Source organism: Caballeronia sp. LZ034LL, from assembly GCF_031451215.1.
GTDB lineage: Bacteria > Pseudomonadota > Gammaproteobacteria > Burkholderiales > Burkholderiaceae > Caballeronia.
Genome location: NZ_JARUXR010000001.1, coordinates 1,182,449 through 1,199,269, shown reverse-complemented (window position 1 = coordinate 1,199,269; position 16,821 = coordinate 1,182,449). Strand labels below are relative to the sequence as shown.

Here is a 16,821-nt window from a genome sequence, read left to right as displayed (position 1 = left end):
ACCTCAGAGCAGCTTTTCGATGTCCTCGACGATCGCTTCCGGCTTGGTCTGCGGCGCATAGCGCTTGACCACGGCGCCGTTGCGATCCACGAGGAACTTCGTGAAATTCCATTTGATGGCCTCGATGCCGAGCAGGCCGGGCTCCTTGTCCTTCAGATACTTGAAGAGCGGATGGGCGTTCGCGCCGTTCACGTCGATCTTCGCGAACATCGGGAAGGTGACGCCGTAGTTCTGCTCGCAGAACGCGCCGATCTGCGCGGCGTCGCCGGGCTCCTGCTTGCCGAACTGGTTGCAGGGAAAGCCCAGCACCTCGAAGCCGCGCGCGGCGAGTTGCTGATAGACCGCCTGCAAGCCCTTGTATTGCGGCGTGAAACCGCATTCGCTCGCCGTGTTGACGATCAGCAGCACCTTGTCCCGGTACTGGTCCAGGGTGACGGTGCCGCCGCCTAAGGTTTCGGCCGAGAAACCGTAGATGTCCGTGCCGGGTGTGCTCATGGATTCGCTCATGATCCTGCTCCTGAAAGGCGCGCTATGCGCATTCGATGAAAGTCCCGGGATGCTAACCCGCCGCGCGAATGCCTGCCATCGGCCGAACGGACGACCCCTGTCGCGCGATCGGTCCGGTCTAAAATAGCGCTTTCTCTTCAAGCCGCGCCCCCTTCGCCGCCCTACGCACGTGATCCGCTTCAACCAGTTCAGCCTGTCGCGCGGCACCAAGCCGCTTTTCGAAGACACCAGCTTCACGCTCAATCCGGGCGAGAAAGCCGGTCTCGTCGGCGCCAATGGCGCAGGCAAGTCCACGCTCTTCTCCGTGCTGCGCGGCGAACTGCACGCGGACGGCGGCGACTTTTCCATGCCGCCGTCGTGGCGCATCGCCCATGTCGCGCAGGAAACGCCCGCCGTGCACCGCAGCGCGCTCGAATACACGCTCGACGGCGATACCCGCCTGCGGGACATCGAAGCCCGCATCGCCGCTGCCTCCGCCGCGCACGACGGCGCCGCCGAAGCCGAAGCGCACGCCGCCTTCGCGGACGCCGACGGCTACACCGCCCCCGCCCGCGCCGAAACCTTGCTGCTGGGCCTCGGCTTCACGCTGGAGCAGACGCGTGAGCCTGTTTCCAGCTTTTCGGGCGGCTGGCGCATGCGGCTGAATCTCGCCCAGGCGCTGATGTGCCCGTCCGACCTCCTGCTGCTCGACGAACCGACCAATCACCTGGATCTGGACGCCATCGTCTGGCTGGAAGACTGGCTCGCGCGCTATCCCGGCACGCTGGTCGTGATTTCGCACGACCGCGAGTTTCTCGATGCGGTCTGCAACGTCACGCTGCATCTTGAAAATCGTCAGGTCAAGCGCTACGGCGGCAACTACAGCCAGTTCGAAGTGCTGCGCGCCCAGCAGATCGCGCTGCAGCAGAGCGCCTACGAGAAGCAGCAGAAAACGGTCGCGCACCTGCAAAGCTTCATCAACCGCTTCAAGGCGAAGGCCACCAAGGCCAAGCAGGCGCAGAGTCGCGTGAAGGCGCTCGAAAAGATGGAGCTGATCGCGCCGGCGCACGCGAGCTCGCCGTTCACGTTCGAGTTCCGCGAACCCGACGCGGCGCCCAATCCGATGATGGTCATGGAGGACGTGCGCTGCGGCTATCGCAGTGAGGAAGGCGGCGAGATTCCAATTGTGGAGGGCGTGTCGCTGTCCATCCAGAACGGCCAGCGCATCGGCCTGCTCGGCGCCAATGGCCAGGGCAAGTCCACGCTCATCAAGACCCTGGCGCACACGCTCGCGCCGCTGTCGGGCGACGTGCGCCAGGGGCGCGGTCTGCAGATCGGCTATTTTGCGCAGCATCAGCTGGAAACCCTGCGTCCCGACGATTCGCCGCTCCAGCATCTCGCGCGCCTCGCCCCGGACACGCGCGAACAGGAATTGCGCGATTTCCTTGGCAGCTTCAACTTCTCCGGCGACATGGCCACGGCGCAAATCGCGCCTTTCTCCGGCGGCGAGAAGGCGCGGCTGGCGCTGGCGCTGATCATCTGGCAAAAGCCGAATCTGCTACTGCTCGACGAACCGACCAATCACCTCGACCTCGAAACCCGTCATGCGCTGACCATGGCGCTCGCGCAGTTCGAAGGCACGCTGATCCTGGTGTCGCATGACCGCCATCTGCTGCGCGCGACCACGGACACCTTCATGCTGGTCGCGAAGCATCGGCTGCATCCGTTCGACGGCGACCTCGACGACTATCGCGACTGGCTGTTGCAACACGCCGCCGAAACGCGCGCGGCGGCCCGGGAAGCGGGCGCGGCGGCGTCGGGCGAGGCGCAGGACAGCGGCGTGAACCGGCGCGAACAGCGTCGGCAGGACGCGCAGGAGCGGCAGAAGCTCGCGCATCTGAAGAAGCCGCTGCAGACGCGCATCAAGAAGATCGAAAAGGAAATGGACACGCTCAACGCCGAGAAAGCCGAACTCGATGCGTTCGTCGCCGATCCCGCGAGCTATGACACGGCCTTGAAGACCCGGCTGACCGAGACGCTCCGCCGTCAGGGCGAAGTCGGCGCGCGCCTCGAGACGCTCGAAATGGAGTGGCTCGACACGCACGAGGAACTGGAGCAGATCGGCTGATGAGGAGACCCGCCACGTGACGCCTGCACTTACCGGCCTGCGCGTCCTCGACCTGACGCGGCTTCTGCCCGGACCCGTCGCTACGCTGCGGCTGGCGGAACTCGGCGCCGACGTCCTCAAGATCGAACCGCCGGGTGAAGGCGACTACGCGCGCACGATGCTGCAAAGCCCCGCCGACCGCGCGCGCGGCGTGCCGAGTGCGTTCTATCGCATCGTCAATCGCGGCAAACGGCAGCTCACGCTGGATCTGAAAACGCCGGAAGGCCGCGCCCAACTGATCGAACTGGCGCGCGACGCGGACATTCTGGTGGAAAGCTTCCGGCCCGCGGTCATGACACGGCTGGGCGTGGGCTACGACGTGCTGCGCGTGGTCAATCCGAAGCTCGTCTATTGCGCGATCACGGGCTTCGGCGCCGAGGGACCGTTCGCGCACAAGGCCGGTCACGACCTGAACTACATCGCCTACGCGGGCGTGCTCGATCAACTCGCGGCCCGCGACGGCACGCCCATCGCACCGAATTTCCAGCTGGCCGACCTGCTCGGCGGCGCGTTGACTGCAGTGACGGAAATGCTCGCGGCAGCGTGGCAGGTGGCGCGCGGCGGCGCGGGAAGGCGCATCGACGTATCGATGACGCACGCCATGCACGCCCACAACGTGATGGCCCACATCGCACTCACCAATGAAGACCCCGCGGCCACGCGCGCCGGCGCGGGCTTGCTGAACGGCGGCGTACCTTGTTACGACGTGTATCGCACGCGCGATGAACGCTTCATTGCCGTCGGCGCGCTCGAACTGAAATTCTGGCAGACGCTGTGCGCAACGCTTGGCCGCCCGGACTGGGCCGGCCGTCACTGGAGTCTCGGGCAGGCAATCGGTGGCGTGGACGCGGCGGAACTGTCGGCGGAACTCGCGGCATGCTTTCGCGAGCGCACGCGCGACGAATGGATGGCGTTGCTGGAGCCGCTCGATTGCTGTGTCGCGCCAGTGCTCACTCCCGCCGAAGCGGCCGTGCATCCCCTCTTTGCAGCGCCAGTGGGCCAGACGCCGGACTAGCGGCGGGGCAGAACCTGGCGCGGCTCGCGTTCGTCATCCACCAGCACGTGCTTGCGGCCGGTCACATGCTTGCGGATGGTGGCGACCACTTCGTCTTCGGTGACATCGGCGGCAACGGCGCGGCGCGAAATCTGGCCGTGCTCGTCGATCCATTCCACGATCCTGCAACCGCTGCCCCACGGCTGTTGCAGCGGCGCGGAGACGCGGCATCCGCGCAGATGGAACGCGGGCTTCGGCCGGGTAGATTTCAGGTGTTTCAAAGCGTGGTCCTCTCGATCCTTCCAGTCACCTCGCTTCTTGAGAGGCGCGAGCGAGGTTGGCCGGGTCCGTAGCACTGGAAGGATAAGAAAAGCGCGCGCGAGTTGGGTTACATTGCGCAACGACATTTTTACGAGGCGTTACGAGGGGCCCGATCATTGCGTTTTCATGCCGCATGCCGGGCGCGGACTACGCGAGGCGCTATTCGAGATCGCGCACCCGGTCGATCGCTTCCTCGATGCGGTCCACCGCCACCACCTTGAGTCCGTCGATCGCCTGTTTCGGCGCATTCGCCTTCGGAATCAGCGCGACCGAAAACCCGAGCTTGGCGGCTTCCTTCAGACGGTCCTGGCCGCGCGGCGACGGCCGGATCTCGCCGGCCAGCCCGACTTCGCCGAAGGTGATGAGCCCCTTGGGCAGCGGCTTGTTGCGCAGCGACGAGTGAATGGCGAGCAGCACGGCCAGATCGGCCGCCGGCTCGGTGATCTTCACCCCGCCGACCGCGTTGAGGAACACGTCCTGGTCGAAGCACGCAATGCCCGCGTGCCGGTGTAGCACCGCGAGCAACAGCGCCAGACGGTTCTGCTCCAGGCCCACGGCAAGACGGCGCGGATTGGGCACGTGGGCGGTATCGACCAGCGCCTGCACTTCCACCAGCAAGGGCCGCGAGCCTTCCTGCGTCACCAGCACGCACGAGCCCGAGACGCTCTGCTCGTGCTGCGAGAGAAACAGCGCTGAAGGATTGGCGACGCCGCGCAAACCCTTCTCCGTCATCGCGAACACGCCGAGCTCGTTGACCGCGCCGAAGCGGTTCTTGAACGCGCGCACGAGCCTGAACGACGAATGCGTGTCGCCCTCGAAGTACAGCACGGTATCGACGATATGTTCCAGCACGCGCGGCCCCGCGAGACTGCCTTCCTTGGTCACGTGGCCGACCATGATGATCGCCGTGCCGGTCTGCTTCGCGATGCGCGTCAGTTGCGCCGCGCACTCGCGCACCTGCGCGACCGAACCGGGCGCCGAGGTCAGCGCTTCGGAGTAGATGGTCTGGATGGAGTCGATCACGGCGACTTCGGGCCGTTGCTCGTCGATGGTCGCCTGGATCTTTTCGAGCTGGATTTCCGCGAGCAGCGCCAGGTCGCCAGCGCCACTCGCGCCGCCGATCAGCCCCAGCCGCTGCGCCCGCAACGCGATCTGCGCGCCGGATTCCTCGCCGCTCACATACAGCGCGGGCCGCTCGCGTGCGATTTCGGCGAGCGACTGCAGCAAAAGCGTGGACTTGCCGATGCCCGGATCGCCGCCAATCAGCACGACGCCGCCCGGCACCAGGCCGCCGCCCAGCACGCGGTCGAATTCACCGACGCCGGTGGTGAAACGCGGTACGTCGGCGGCCTCGATGTCCGCCAGCTTGCGCACCGCCGAGCTCTTTGCCAGCGCCTGGAAGCGATGCGCCGAGGGCGCCTGCTCCACGGTTTCCACCAGCGTGTTCCAGGCCCCGCACGCGGCGCACTGGCCCGTCCATTTCGGCGACTGTCCGCCGCATTCGCTACACGTAAAGAGCGTCTTCGCCTTTGCTGCTTTTGCCACTGAGTGCCTTGCCTTGTTCTGGAGTCATTCGGGTTGCCGTGTCAGCAACGCGTCATTCCGCGCGCACCGGCACGCGCTGCGCGATCGCGCACATGAGCTCGTAGCCGATCGTGCCCGCCGCGCCGGCGACGTCGTCGATCGGCAGGTGCGGGCCCCACAGCTCGACGCGCGCGCCGACGCCCGCGTTCGGGCAGGGCGTGAGATCGACGGTGAGCATGTCCATCGAGACGCGGCCGACGAGCTTCGTGCGCACGCCGTCGACGATCACCGGCGTGCCCTCCGGCGCCACGCGCGGGTAGCCGTCCGCATAACCGCACGCGACCACGCCGACGCGCATCGACTGCCCCGCCGTGAAAGTCGAGCCATAACCGATGCTGCTGCCCGCATCGACCGTCTGCACGGCGATCAGCTCGGATTGCAGCGTCATGGCGGGCTTGAGTCCGATCGAGGAAATATCCGCGGTCACGCCCGACGGCGATGCGCCGTACAGCATGATGCCGGGCCGCACCCAGTCGAAATGCGCGTCCTTGTGCCACAGCAGCGCCGCCGAATTGGACAGGCTGCGCGCGCCGGCGATGCCCTCGGCGCCGCGCTCGAAGGCTTCGAGCTGATGAGCGACGCCGCGCGGGCCGTCGGCATCGGAGAAATGGGTCATCAGCGTGATCTGGCCGATGCCCTGGCACGCCCGCGCCCGCTCCCACGCCGCGCGATACTTTTCCGGCCGGTAGCCCAGGCGGTTCATGCCGCTGTTCATCTTGAGCTGGACGTTGACGGGCTTCGAGAGCCGCGCCATTTCCAGCATGCGCAATTGCTCGTCGCAATGGATCGCGGTGGTCAGGCTGTAGCGGTCGATGACATCGATGTCAGTCGGGCGGAAAAAGCCTTCGAGCAAAAGAATCGGCCCCGCCCAGCCCAATTCACGCAACTTCGCGGCTTCTTCGAGGTCGAGAAGCCCAAAGCCGTCCGTCGCGCGCAATCCCGGGAACGCCCGGGCAAGACCATGGCCATACGCATTGGCCTTGACCACGGCCCAGATCTTGGATTTCGGCGCGAACTTACGGGCAATAGCGAGATTGTTGGCGAGTGCGGCGGTGTGGATGGTTGCGGATAGGGGGCGCGGCATGAGTGTCTGGTTGAAGGCGATGAAGGCGGCCGGAACGGCGAGCATACGCCAGCAGGATGCATCCCGCTGCGCCGCAGAGGCGCCTTGCGAATCAGTAAGTTATGACGAATCTTCGGGACGGGCGTGCCATTTCGCACGTCATCGAGATTACTGCTAGTCAGAATGCATCTATTTTCGTGTTATAAAGCCGTGCGCACAACCCATTTCGAAAGGCATAAGCCCGGTCACACACGACGTGCCCGGGGCGGATCACCCGCAGTGAGGAAAGCTTCGGATCAGATGAAAAAAGGTTTTTACACCATCATGGCCGCGCAGTTTTTCTCATCGCTGGCCGACAACGCTTTACTGATCGCTGCCATTGCACTGCTGAAAGATCTTCACGCCCCGAACTGGATGACGCCGCTGCTCAAGCTGTTCTTCGTCCTCTCGTACGTGGTGCTCGCGGCCTTCGTCGGCGCCTTCGCGGATTCCCGGCCCAAGGGTCACGTGATGTTCGTGACCAACTCCATCAAGGTGGTCGGCTGCATCACCATGCTGTTCGGCGCGCATCCGCTGCTTGCTTACGGCATCGTCGGCTTCGGCGCCGCCGCCTACTCGCCCGCCAAATACGGCATTCTTACCGAACTCCTGCCGCCCGACCGTCTCGTGGCGGCGAACGGCTGGATCGAAGGCACGACGGTCGGCTCGATCATCCTCGGCACCGTGATGGGCGGCGCGCTCATCAGTCCGCATATCGCGAGTCATCTGCTGTCGCTGCACATTCCGCGCATCCATACGCCCGCCGAAGCTGCGATGCTCGTCATCATGCTGATGTACGTGATCGCCGCGATGTTCAACCTGCGCATTCCCGACACCGGCGCGCGCTATCCGAAACAGGAAACGCGGCCGCTCAAGCTCATCACCGATTTCGCCGACTGCTTCCTGATCCTCTGGCGCGACAAGCTCGGGCAGATTTCGCTGGCCGTCACGACGCTCTTCTGGGGCGCGGGCGCTACCTTGCAATTTATCGTACTGAAGTGGGCCGAAGTTTCGCTCGGCATGACGCTCTCGCAGGCGGCCATCCTGCAGGCCGTGATCGCGGTCGGCGTGGCGGTCGGCGCCGTGCTGGCGGCGGCCCGCGTGCCGCTCAAGCGCTCGCTCTCGGTGCTGCCGGTCGGCATCATGATGGGCATCGCCGTCATGCTGATGGCGTTTTACACCCGCCACCTGTTTCCGGCGCACTGGGGCATCTACTTCGGCAAGCTGCACTTCCCGGGCTACCTGCTGATCGCCTATCTGTTCCTGATGGTGGTCGGCGGACTGTCGGGCTTCTTTGTCGTGCCGATGAACGCGCTGCTCCAGCATCGCGGGCACGTGCTGCTGTCGGCGGGCCATTCCATCGCCGTGCAGAACTTCAACGAGAACCTCTCCGTGCTCGTCATGCTGTGCCTGTACGCGGTGCTCGTCTGGCTCGACATGCCGATCCAGTTCGTCATCGTCATGTTCGGCTCGTTCGTCTGCCTCATGATGTATTTTGTGATGCGCCGGCATCAGGCCAACCAGCGCGCGTTCGATTCAGTCGCGCTGATCGGCGAGGCGCGGCACTGATGCGTCACTGACGCGCCGCTTCATCGACATCCCCTCATGCTCGCCGCCGACCTCTACGCCTTCGTTTCCCGTGTGCGCGAGCGCGCCCCGCTGGTGCATTGCCTGACGAATCTCGTCGTCACCAACTTCACGGCCAACGTGCTGCTGGCGCTCGGCGCGGCTCCGGCGATGGTCGTCGCGCGCGAGGAAGTCGCGGAATTCGCGCCCATCGCGCAGGCGCTGTCGGTCAATCTCGGCACGCTCGACGTGCCCCAGACGCGCGCAATCCGCGCCGCCGTGCATGCCGCCAACGACGCGCGCACGCCGTGGATCCTCGATCCCGTCGCGGTCGGGCCGCTCTCGTTCCGCACTGATTTCGCGCTCGACCTGCTCGATGCCAGACCTGCCGTCATCCGTGGCAACGCTTCCGAGATCATCAGCCTGTCGGGCGGCGCGGCAAGCGGACGCGGCGTCGACAGCACCGCCGCCACCGACGCCGCCCTCGATGCCGCCCAGATCCTCGCGCTCAAGACGCAGGCCGTGGTTGCCGTGACGGGCCAGACCGACTACGTGACCGATGGCCGCCGCGTGATCGCGCTCTCGAACGGCTCGCCCTTGATGACGCGCGTGACAGGCGTTGGCTGCGCGCTGTCGGCGACGGTCGCGGCGTTCGTCGGCACGGCGTCCGATCCCAGCGAGTTCTGGGCCGCCACGGTGGCCGCCGTCGCGTATTCGACCATCGCCGGCGAACTCGCCGCGCGCGACGCCGCCCTGCCCGGCAGCTTCGCGGTCGCGTATCTGGACCGGCTCGCATCGCTCGATCAGGCCACGTTCGGCCAGACGCTCATGCAGCGCGACGTCATCGCGAGCCGATGATGCGCACCGGCTTCGACCTGTCGCTGTACCTCGTGCTCGATCCGGTGCAATGCGGCGGCCACGACGCGGCCGTGCAGGTCGCGCGCGCGGCGCTCGAGGGCGGCGCAACGCTCGTGCAGCTGCGCGCGCCCGAGTGGCACAAGCGCGCGTGGTTCGACTTGGCGCGAGACATACTGCCGCTGACGCGCGCGCACGGCGTGCCCTTCGTCATCAACGATCACGTCGATGTCGCGCTGGCAGTCGGCGCCGATGGCGTGCATGTCGGCCAGCGCGACCTGCCGGCCGCCGTCGTCCGGGACATGCTCGGGCCGGATGCGCTGATCGGGCTGTCGGTATCGAATCTCGAGGAGACCGCCGCAGCCGACGCGCTCGCCGGCGTCATCGATTATCTCGGCGCGGGGCCGGTCTACGCGACGCCGACCAAGACCGACGCGTCCACGCCATGCGGCATCGACGGCCTCGCGGCCATCCGCGCCGCCGCGCGTTTTCCGACCGTGGCGATCGGCGGCATTCAGACGCACAACGCCGCCGACGTGCTGCGCGCCCGGCCCGCCGGCCTGGCCGTCGTATCGGCGCTCTGCCGGGCCGCGGATCCGCGTGCAGCCGCGGCGGCCCTGCGCGCCACGATCGCCCGCGCTCCAACCTGAATCCGCCATGTCCGACCTGTCCGCCAAGCAAACCATTCCCAACGTGCTCACGATCGCCGGTTCCGACTCGGGCGGCGGCGCGGGCATCCAGGCCGATCTCAAGGCCTTCTCCGCGCTCGGCGCGTACGGTGCGAGCGTCATCACGGCGCTGACCGCGCAGAACACGCGGGGCGTCACGGCGGTCCATGCGCCGGAGCCGTCGTTCATCGGCGCGCAGCTGGACGCCGTGTTCGACGACATCCGCATCGACGCGGTCAAGATCGGCATGCTGGCGAACGCGGGCATCGTGCGCGCGGTCGCCGACGCATTGCGGCGTTACCGGCCGAAGCATGTCGTGCTCGATACCGTGATGATCTCGAAAAGCCATCACGCGTTGCTGGCGCCGGAAGCCGTCGCCGCGTTGCGCGATGAACTGCTGCCGCTCGCGACGCTCGTCACGCCGAATCTGCCGGAAGCGGCCGCGCTGCTCGGCACCGAATCCGCCGCCGACGAAGACGCGATGGTCCGTCAAGGCGAAGCGCTGCGCGCGCTCGGCGCGCAGGCCGTGCTGATGAAAGGCGGCCATCTGGCCTCGACGGAAAGTCCGGACTGGCTCATCGAGGAACATGGCGCGCTGCGGCTCGGCGGCGTGCGCGTGCCGCTCAGGAACACGCATGGCACGGGCTGCACGCTGTCGTCGGCGATCGCCGCCTTGCTGGCGCACAGCGGCGACCTGGCGAGCGCCACCTCGGAGGCCAAGCGCTACCTGACCGGCGCAATCGAGGCGAGCGGGCAACTCGACGTCGGCCACGGCGTCGGGCCGGTGCATCATTTCTTTCGCTGGTGGTGAGTCGCGTCTTGATTGACGTGTGAGTCAGACTGCCTGCCGGGCGAAGGCGCGCGCGGCGTCCGGCCATCCGTCCGGCACGATGAACCCGCGCGATTCCTCGACCCAGCCTTCCGCTTCGGTGCGCGCGTAGGTGGCGATCATCGTCGGCGTCGCGACGTGCGCGAGGCGCAGGGCGATTTCTTCCGATTCGGCCACGAGCGCGTCGGCGGCCGCTGCATCGATTTGGCGCGACGCGAGCCACGCCATGCGCGGCTGCACGACCCAGGCGCGTTCGCCGTGCGAAGACGCGGCACGCGCCTCCCGCCACTCCGACGCCGTCAGCCACCAGCCGCGCACATGGTTTGCGCCGATCTCCGGCGCGGGGATGACCGCCTCGGCATGCAGGCCGTGATAGAAGAGCCGGCCCTTGATGAAGGATTGCGCGCGCCAGGGTCCGTCGAAGCCGAGCGTCGCGAATTCGGCGCGCGCGGTCAGCCCGAGCTGATGCGTGAGCAGACGGGCGTGCTTGAGATCGAAGCGATCCTGCAGGTTCGGGCCGACATAATCGGACAACCGCGCGGCAGAGGCGGTGTCGCCCGAGCCGTCGCCGATATGCAGATAGAACTTCACCGCCAGTTCCCAGTGCAGCTTCGCGCCGTTCGCGGCTTCGAGCAGGAAGTCGCATTCGCCGATGGTCTGACGCTGGCGCCGCACCGGCACGTTCGCCGCGACGAGACGCGCCGCCGGCCCATGGACGAGAAAGTAGCGCAGCAGGCTTTCCGCGTAGATGCCGAGACGGGTGAAGCGCGGATCGCGTGCGTGTTCATGCAGGCTCTGCGGCGCGGTGTCGAGTTGCGTGAGCCAGGCGAGCGTCGCGTCGTATTCGGCGGCGGACGCGACCGGCTGCGCCAGTTCCGCGTCCGCGCCGCTCAACAGATCCGGCGCGAACAGCAGCCAGGCGAGGTCGCGCACGGTGACGTCGTCGAAACGTTCGACGAGGCGCGTCAGTTCGCTCGCCGTGACCGCCATCAGCGGCCGCCCTTCCCCGATGCTTGCCGCGCGCCTTGGCCGGCGCCGGGCTCGACGCCGAGCGCCGCGAGCGCGTCGCGATGGGTCGCGCGCGCGAGACAGAGATCAGCCCAGGCCTTCGACTTGTCCTGCAGACTGCGCAGCAGATAAGCCGGGTGATACGTGACGATCACCGGCACGCCCTCATATTCGTGCACGCGGCCGCGCAGCGACGCAATGCTGGCGTCGCTCTTGAGGAGGCTCTGCGCGGCGAAGCGTCCCATCGCGACGATGACCTTCGGCTTCACCAGTGCGACCTGCCGTTGCAGATACGGCTCGCAGCGCGCGACTTCATCGGGCTCGGGATTGCGATTGCCGGGCGGACGGCACTTGATCACGTTGGCGATATAGACATTCGACACGCGCGACAGCGTGAGCGCGCGCAGCATGTTGTCGAGCAGTTTGCCCGCCTGGCCGACGAACGGCTCGCCCTGCTTGTCCTCGTTCTCGCCCGGCGCCTCGCCGATCAGCATCCAGTCCGCCTCGCGATCGCCGACGCCGAAGACCGTGTTCGTGCGCCGCTCGCACAAGCGGCAACGCTGGCAGTTCGAGACACGGTCGGCGAGCGCATCCCAGTCGAGCGTGGCGATGTCGCGGTCGCCGGGGGCGTCGGCCAGCGCGGGTTCGGGGGCGGCGGGCGCTTCGTCGGCCCAGGGGAGATCGTCGTAGGCGTCGAGCGGCGGGAGGTCGGAGGCGGACGGCGCTTCCGGCTGCTCGGCTTTCGGTTGCGCGGCTTCGGGCCGGGGCGACGCGGCACGCGCTTCCACGCGCTCCGTGACGGGCGGCGCTTCCGCAACCGCCGCAGCCGTTGCCTGCACTTCGGGCGCGTCCGCCTGCATGGCAGACGCCGTGGCCGCCGCGCGCCGGACCCACACCGGTCCGATTCCGAGCTCTTCGATCAGCGATTCATCGAGCGCCATGCGCACTCTCCTTCGAAAACGACAGACGCATGACGATTGCGTCCTCGCGCGAGCGATGCCGCGCGGGGTAATAGTTCTTGCGGCGCCCGATGGCGGTAAAGCCGAAGCGTTCGTATAGCTGGATGGCGCGCGGATTGGACGGCCGCACTTCGAGCAGCACGCCTTCGAGCTTCTCGGAGCGCGTGATGCGCACCGCCTCGCGCAGCAGCGTGAGCCCCGCGCCCGCGCGCTGCGCCGCCGGCGCGACACATAGGTTCAGCAGATGCATTTCGTCGACGACCGGCATCAGCACGCAATAGCCGATCAGCGTGCCCGTCACATGCCGCAGGCAGACGCCGTAATAACCGTTGCGCAAGGAATCCTGGAAATTGCCGCGGCTCCACGGAAACTCATAGGCGAGTTTCTCGACCGCGGCGACTTCGTCGAGGTCGGCTTCGGTCATCGGCGTGAGATACCGGTCCGCCAGCAGCACGCCGCTCACCGCAGCGCCTCCTCGCGGGCCCGCATGCGCTCGGCCGTGGTCTGCGCGACCTTGTCGCGCACGTATTCCGGCGCCGCGTGTTCGGGCGCGACGGTGCGGCCCGCGCGCCACGCCCGCAAGCCGAGCAGCGCAACGGGCAACGCATGCGGCAGCGCCTCGCGATCCACGTGCGCGGCGGCGGCAAGCGCCGGCAGCCGCTCGTCGAAAGCCGCCGCGGCGTTGCCGGCGAGCGTGAACGGCACATCGGGCAGCGCGAGCGCGCCGGGCGCATCGAGCGCGGCCGCATGCAGCGTGCGCCACTCGTCCGACGCGGCGTCGTAGGCGTAGTCGGCCCAATAGACCTCGTCCATGCGCGCATCGAGCGCGGCGAGCACGCGCTGCGGCGCGGCGGGATCGTGCAGGCGCGCCGCTTCGGCGCAGGCGAGCAGCGTGCTCACCGGCACCACCGGCACATTCAGTCCGAACGCCAGTCCCTGTGCGACGCCCGTTGCCGTGCGCAGACCGGTGAACGACCCCGGACCCGCGCCGAACGCGATGGCGCCGCAATCGGCGAGTGCCACGCCCGCGTCGTCGAACAGCTCGCGCACCGCAGGCAGCAGGCGCGTGCTGGACACCGCGCCGGTAGCCTCGTGGCGGAACCAGGCGCGCACCGCGCCGCTCGCATACTGCGGCGCGACGGACGGGATGGCGGTGTCAGGGGAAGGAGAAGCGGAATCGGCGAGTAACAGCGCGACTGAGCAGAACTCGGTCGATGTGTCGAGAGCCAGCAGGGCTGTACGTGCTGTACCGGCTGTACTTGAGGCGGTGCGTGTCATAGCCGGTATTGTAATGCGACACCTGCGCCGGTTTCGCGCCATCGACGCTCACGGCAGATGTCGCGCGCGTCTGGAAGGCGTGCTCGGTTCGAAGAATGCCTCGACAGGCAGAGCGCGCGTCGCTTGTTAAGATCGACCGCAGCCTTTTCAACCCGAATGGAGCACGCATGACCGACATCGAGCAGCAATTCGCGCAGGCCCAAACCGACGTCACCGAGTTGCCCGAGCGGCCCGGCAATCTCACGCTGCTGCGCCTGTATGCGCTCTTCAAGCAAGGCAGCCTGGGCGACATCCAGGGCGAAAAGCCCGGCTTCACCGACATCGCCGGCAAGTTCAAGTTCGAAGCGTGGGAAGCGCTGAAAGGCACGCCCGCCGACGAAGCCAAGGCGCGCTACGTCGAACTCGTCGAATCGTTGAAACGCGGCGAAGCGGCCTGAGCCTGCGCGGATTGATGCGTCATTCAGGCGCGCCGATTCCCCGAAACGAACCGCACTGCGTCTGTCATGCCCGGCCCTGGCGCGCGAATGCGCCAAAACGGCGTCATGATCTGGCGCGGTGCAGCAAACTCCTATATACTCGCGTTTCTGTGTCCTGCGGCGGCTGCCCGGCTTTTCAGCCAGGCCTCTTGCAGCAAGGCACATCGTAGCGTTTCGCTCCAATCCAGTTTAGAAACTGTCCCCTCCCTGCTAGGCCGTTTTGCGTTGCTTTGCACGCAGTCAGTGTCCCCGGCCCGTCATGCATCAGGCTGACGTCAGCGCCCATCGCTCGGTTCCGGCCGAACGGGCCTGCCGTATCCGATACAGCTTCTAACAAAGAGACTCACCGCCCGTTCGCGTGAGTGACCTTCGTTTTTCGATTTGCTCGCTGTTTTTTCGCTCGCTGAATCCAACGACTTGGGTATGCCGATTGGCGCCGACGCCTTATTCCTCGTTTCAAGGATCGACATGACTTCGAGCTTCACCGCTAGCCCGTTGGACAACCTCGCAGCAGACATTGGCCTCACCCCCACCACCGACGCGCCCGTCGCCGCAGCCGCTCCGGCAGCCGACGTGCCCACCGGCCCCAGTTTCGAATCGCTCGGTCTTTCGGCCGACATCGTTTCCGCATTGACCGCCGCGGGCTACGCCAGCCCGACGCCCGTGCAGCAGCGCGCGATTCCCGCCGCGCTCGCCGGCCGCGACCTGCTCGTCTCCAGCCCGACCGGTTCGGGCAAGACGGCTGCGTTCATGCTGCCCGCCATCGAGAAGTTCTCGCAGATGCAGAAGCTGGAAGCCCAGCAACCGCGCGAACCGCGTGACCCGAACGCCCCGCGCGGCCGTCGTCCGCAGCCGATCGCGCGTCCGAAGCTGCTCGTGTTGACGCCCACCCGCGAACTCGCGATGCAAGTCTCGACCGCTGCTTCCACCTACGGCAAGCACCTGCGCCGCCTGCGCACCGTCAGCATCCTCGGCGGTGTCGCGTATGGTCAGCAATTGATGCTGCTCGCGAAGAACCCCGAGATTCTCGTCGCCACGCCGGGCCGCCTGATCGATCACCTCGAGCGCGGCCGCATCGACCTGTCCGAACTGAACATGCTCGTGCTCGACGAAGCCGACCGCATGCTCGACATGGGCTTCATCGAAGACATCGAGACGATCGTCGACGCCACGCCCGCCTCGCGCCAGACGCTGCTGTTCTCGGCCACCATCGACGGCAAGATCAGCTCGCTGACCGGCCGCCTGCTGAAGGATCCGGAGCGCATCGAGATCGTCCAGAAGCTCGAAGCGAAGAGCAACATCGCGCAGACGGTGCACTATGTGGATGACCGCGATCACAAGGACCGCCTGCTCGATCACCTGCTGCGCGACGACGCGCTGGACCAGGCGATCGTCTTCACGGCGACCAAGAGCGACGCCGACCTGATCGCCAACCGTCTCGCCGATGCCGGCTTCGAATCCGCCGCGCTGCACGGCGACCTGCCGCAAGGCGCGCGCAACCGCACCATCCGCGCGCTGCGCGAGCGCCGCGTGCGCGTGCTGGTGGCCACCGACGTCGCGGCTCGCGGCATCGACATTCCGGGCATCACGCACGTCTTCAACTACGACCTGCCGAAGTTCGCCGAAGACTACGTGCACCGCATCGGCCGCACTGGCCGCGCGGGCCGCAGCGGCACCGCAGTCAGCCTCGTGCATTACGCCGAAATGGGCGCGCTCAAGCGCATCGAGCGTTTCGTGCGTGCGCCGCTGCCGGTGAATGTCGTGGTCGGCTTCGAGCCGCGCAAGAGCCCGCCGAAGGGCGGTTTCGGCGGCGGCCGCGGCCGTCCGGGCGGCAACGGCGGTGGCGGCCGACGCTTCGGCAATGGCGGCGGCAGCAGCAGCGGCCGTGGCTACGGCCCGAGCAACGCCAGCGGCTACGGCAACAAGTCGAATGCCGGCTCGCGTGAAGGCGGTTATCGCGGCGGCAACAGCGAAGGCGGCTATCGCGGTGGCAACAGCGACGGTGGTTATCGTGGCGGCAACAGCGATGGCGGTTATCGTGGCGGCAATCGCGGCGAAGGCGGCTATGGCTCGCGCGACGGCTACAGCGCACGCCGTAACGACGGCCCGCGCGCACCGCGCCGCGGCAGCTAAGCCCTCGTCTGACAGGAAGCGGCTAGGCGCCGCTTCCTGCTTCACCAGAAAACCGATGCCCTGTGCATCGGTTTTTTTTCGTCTTGTCGCCATATTTCACGATGCGCAATGGCCTTTTGCGTCGCAAAAGATGTGCTGCGCGGCACAAATTCGCGCGTTGCAACATAGAAAAAGCCATTTCAAATTGCGGAATTAAGTCCCTAACCAACTGATTAAGAACGATAAAAATATTCGTAGTTTCTCGTGGCAAGGGGTGTTTCGCGCGGCCCGGTTTGCCTAGACTCTTATATAAGAGTTGAGCAAACACACGGCGCCCGACACGGCGTATCAAGCTCAAGTCCAGAAAGATCACCGCTTCACGAATCGCCGTTCATTCCAATCTCAAGGAGAAACGC

General features: G+C 66.7%; 16 protein-coding genes. 8 read left to right on the top strand and 8 right to left on the bottom strand.

What is annotated here, in order from left to right; translation table 11 throughout:
- Positions 1 to 3: 3 nt before the first annotated feature.
- Positions 4 to 495 (bottom strand): glutathione peroxidase, encoded by a 492-nt coding sequence (locus QCE83_RS05540; RefSeq protein ID WP_309811483.1) that lies wholly within the window; start codon positions 493 to 495, stop codon positions 4 to 6.
- A gap of 181 nt (positions 496 to 676) precedes the next feature.
- Between QCE83_RS05540 and QCE83_RS05535 the strand changes: the two genes are divergently transcribed.
- Both QCE83_RS05535 and QCE83_RS05530 read left to right on the top strand, forming a co-directional pair.
- Complete coding sequence (locus tag QCE83_RS05535) at positions 677 to 2,614, top strand: ATP-binding cassette domain-containing protein (RefSeq protein ID WP_309808055.1); 1,938 nt, start codon at positions 677 to 679, stop codon at positions 2,612 to 2,614.
- A 16-nt stretch (positions 2,615 to 2,630) separates the two neighbouring features.
- Positions 2,631 to 3,668 (top strand): CaiB/BaiF CoA-transferase family protein, encoded by a 1,038-nt coding sequence (locus tag QCE83_RS05530; protein WP_309808054.1) that lies wholly within the window; start codon positions 2,631 to 2,633, stop codon positions 3,666 to 3,668.
- Here the strand turns inward: QCE83_RS05530 and QCE83_RS05525 are convergent.
- The 3 genes from QCE83_RS05525 to alr form a co-directional block, all read right to left on the bottom strand.
- Positions 3,665 to 3,928: a DUF2866 domain-containing protein gene (locus tag QCE83_RS05525; RefSeq protein WP_309808053.1), complete on the bottom strand. Its 264-nt coding sequence runs from the start codon at positions 3,926 to 3,928 to the stop codon at positions 3,665 to 3,667. The two genes, QCE83_RS05530 and QCE83_RS05525, sit on opposite strands and share 4 nt — an antisense overlap.
- Positions 3,929 to 4,127: 199 nt before the next feature.
- A complete protein-coding gene (radA, locus tag QCE83_RS05520) occupies positions 4,128 to 5,513 on the bottom strand; it encodes a DNA repair protein RadA (protein WP_309808052.1) in 1,386 nt (461 codons plus the stop codon).
- A 52-nt stretch (positions 5,514 to 5,565) separates the two neighbouring features.
- Entirely contained in the window at positions 5,566 to 6,636 is a 1,071-nt protein-coding gene (gene alr, locus QCE83_RS05515; protein WP_309808051.1) for an alanine racemase, read from the bottom strand.
- A gap of 279 nt (positions 6,637 to 6,915) precedes the next feature.
- Here alr and lplT point away from each other — a divergent pair, with 279 nt between their 5' ends.
- From lplT to thiD, 4 genes are read left to right on the top strand one after another with little or no spacing between them, the layout of a single operon-like run.
- Positions 6,916 to 8,223 (top strand): lysophospholipid transporter LplT, encoded by a 1,308-nt coding sequence (lplT, locus tag QCE83_RS05510; RefSeq protein WP_309808050.1) that lies wholly within the window; start codon positions 6,916 to 6,918, stop codon positions 8,221 to 8,223.
- 36 nt (positions 8,224 to 8,259) lie between these two features.
- A complete protein-coding gene (thiM, locus tag QCE83_RS05505) occupies positions 8,260 to 9,078 on the top strand; it encodes a hydroxyethylthiazole kinase (protein WP_309808049.1) in 819 nt (272 codons plus the stop codon).
- A complete protein-coding gene (thiE, locus tag QCE83_RS05500) occupies positions 9,078 to 9,725 on the top strand; it encodes a thiamine phosphate synthase (RefSeq protein ID WP_309811481.1) in 648 nt (215 codons plus the stop codon). The genes thiM and thiE overlap by 1 nt, the downstream gene beginning before the upstream one ends.
- Positions 9,726 to 9,732: 7 nt before the next feature.
- Positions 9,733 to 10,554 carry a bifunctional hydroxymethylpyrimidine kinase/phosphomethylpyrimidine kinase gene (gene thiD / locus QCE83_RS05495; RefSeq protein WP_309808048.1) on the top strand — a complete coding sequence of 274 codons (822 nt, stop codon included), beginning with the start codon at positions 9,733 to 9,735 and terminating at the stop codon, positions 10,552 to 10,554.
- Between the two features lie 24 nt (positions 10,555 to 10,578).
- On the opposite strand, the gene QCE83_RS05490 is transcribed toward thiD, so the two are convergent.
- The 4 genes from QCE83_RS05490 to tsaB are packed head-to-tail and all read right to left on the bottom strand — an operon-like array spanning position 10,579 to position 13,817.
- Complete coding sequence (locus QCE83_RS05490) at positions 10,579 to 11,562, bottom strand: DUF1853 family protein (RefSeq protein ID WP_309808047.1); 984 nt, start codon at positions 11,560 to 11,562, stop codon at positions 10,579 to 10,581.
- Positions 11,562 to 12,521 carry a uracil-DNA glycosylase gene (locus QCE83_RS05485; RefSeq protein ID WP_309808046.1) on the bottom strand — a complete coding sequence of 320 codons (960 nt, stop codon included), beginning with the start codon at positions 12,519 to 12,521 and terminating at the stop codon, positions 11,562 to 11,564. Before QCE83_RS05485 ends, QCE83_RS05490 begins: the two co-directional genes overlap by 1 nt.
- Complete coding sequence (gene rimI / locus QCE83_RS05480) at positions 12,508 to 13,002, bottom strand: ribosomal protein S18-alanine N-acetyltransferase (protein ID WP_309808045.1); 495 nt, start codon at positions 13,000 to 13,002, stop codon at positions 12,508 to 12,510. Before rimI ends, QCE83_RS05485 begins: the two co-directional genes overlap by 14 nt.
- A complete protein-coding gene (gene tsaB / locus QCE83_RS05475) occupies positions 12,999 to 13,817 on the bottom strand; it encodes a tRNA (adenosine(37)-N6)-threonylcarbamoyltransferase complex dimerization subunit type 1 TsaB (protein ID WP_309808044.1) in 819 nt (272 codons plus the stop codon). Before tsaB ends, rimI begins: the two co-directional genes overlap by 4 nt.
- A gap of 167 nt (positions 13,818 to 13,984) precedes the next feature.
- Between tsaB and QCE83_RS05470 the strand changes: the two genes are divergently transcribed.
- Positions 13,985 to 14,254: an acyl-CoA-binding protein gene (locus QCE83_RS05470; RefSeq protein WP_309808043.1), complete on the top strand. Its 270-nt coding sequence runs from the start codon at positions 13,985 to 13,987 to the stop codon at positions 14,252 to 14,254.
- A gap of 507 nt (positions 14,255 to 14,761) precedes the next feature.
- Entirely contained in the window at positions 14,762 to 16,426 is a 1,665-nt protein-coding gene (locus tag QCE83_RS05465) for a DEAD/DEAH box helicase (RefSeq protein ID WP_309808042.1), read from the top strand.
- Positions 16,427 to 16,821: the final 395 nt, after the last annotated feature.

What these genes read in the sequence shown, in the direction of transcription:
- thiD (WP_309808048.1), top strand. Translation starts at nt 9,733, where the DNA reads ATGTCCGACCTGTCCGCCAAGCAAACCATTCCCAACGTGCTCACGATC.
- lplT (WP_309808050.1), top strand. Translation starts at nt 6,916, where the DNA reads ATGAAAAAAGGTTTTTACACCATCATGGCCGCGCAGTTTTTCTCATCG.
- QCE83_RS05485 (WP_309808046.1), bottom strand. Translation starts at nt 12,521, where the DNA reads ATGGCGCTCGATGAATCGCTGATCGAAGAGCTCGGAATCGGACCGGTG.
- thiM (WP_309808049.1), top strand. Translation starts at nt 8,260, where the DNA reads ATGCTCGCCGCCGACCTCTACGCCTTCGTTTCCCGTGTGCGCGAGCGC.
- alr (WP_309808051.1), bottom strand. Translation starts at nt 6,636, where the DNA reads ATGCCGCGCCCCCTATCCGCAACCATCCACACCGCCGCACTCGCCAAC.
- QCE83_RS05540 (WP_309811483.1), bottom strand. Translation starts at nt 495, where the DNA reads ATGAGCACACCCGGCACGGACATCTACGGTTTCTCGGCCGAAACCTTA.
- QCE83_RS05465 (WP_309808042.1), top strand. Translation starts at nt 14,762, where the DNA reads ATGACTTCGAGCTTCACCGCTAGCCCGTTGGACAACCTCGCAGCAGAC.
- QCE83_RS05470 (WP_309808043.1), top strand. Translation starts at nt 13,985, where the DNA reads ATGACCGACATCGAGCAGCAATTCGCGCAGGCCCAAACCGACGTCACC.
- QCE83_RS05490 (WP_309808047.1), bottom strand. Translation starts at nt 11,562, where the DNA reads ATGGCGGTCACGGCGAGCGAACTGACGCGCCTCGTCGAACGTTTCGAC.
- tsaB (WP_309808044.1), bottom strand. Translation starts at nt 13,817, where the DNA reads ATGACACGCACCGCCTCAAGTACAGCCGGTACAGCACGTACAGCCCTG.
- thiE (WP_309811481.1), top strand. Translation starts at nt 9,078, where the DNA reads ATGCGCACCGGCTTCGACCTGTCGCTGTACCTCGTGCTCGATCCGGTG.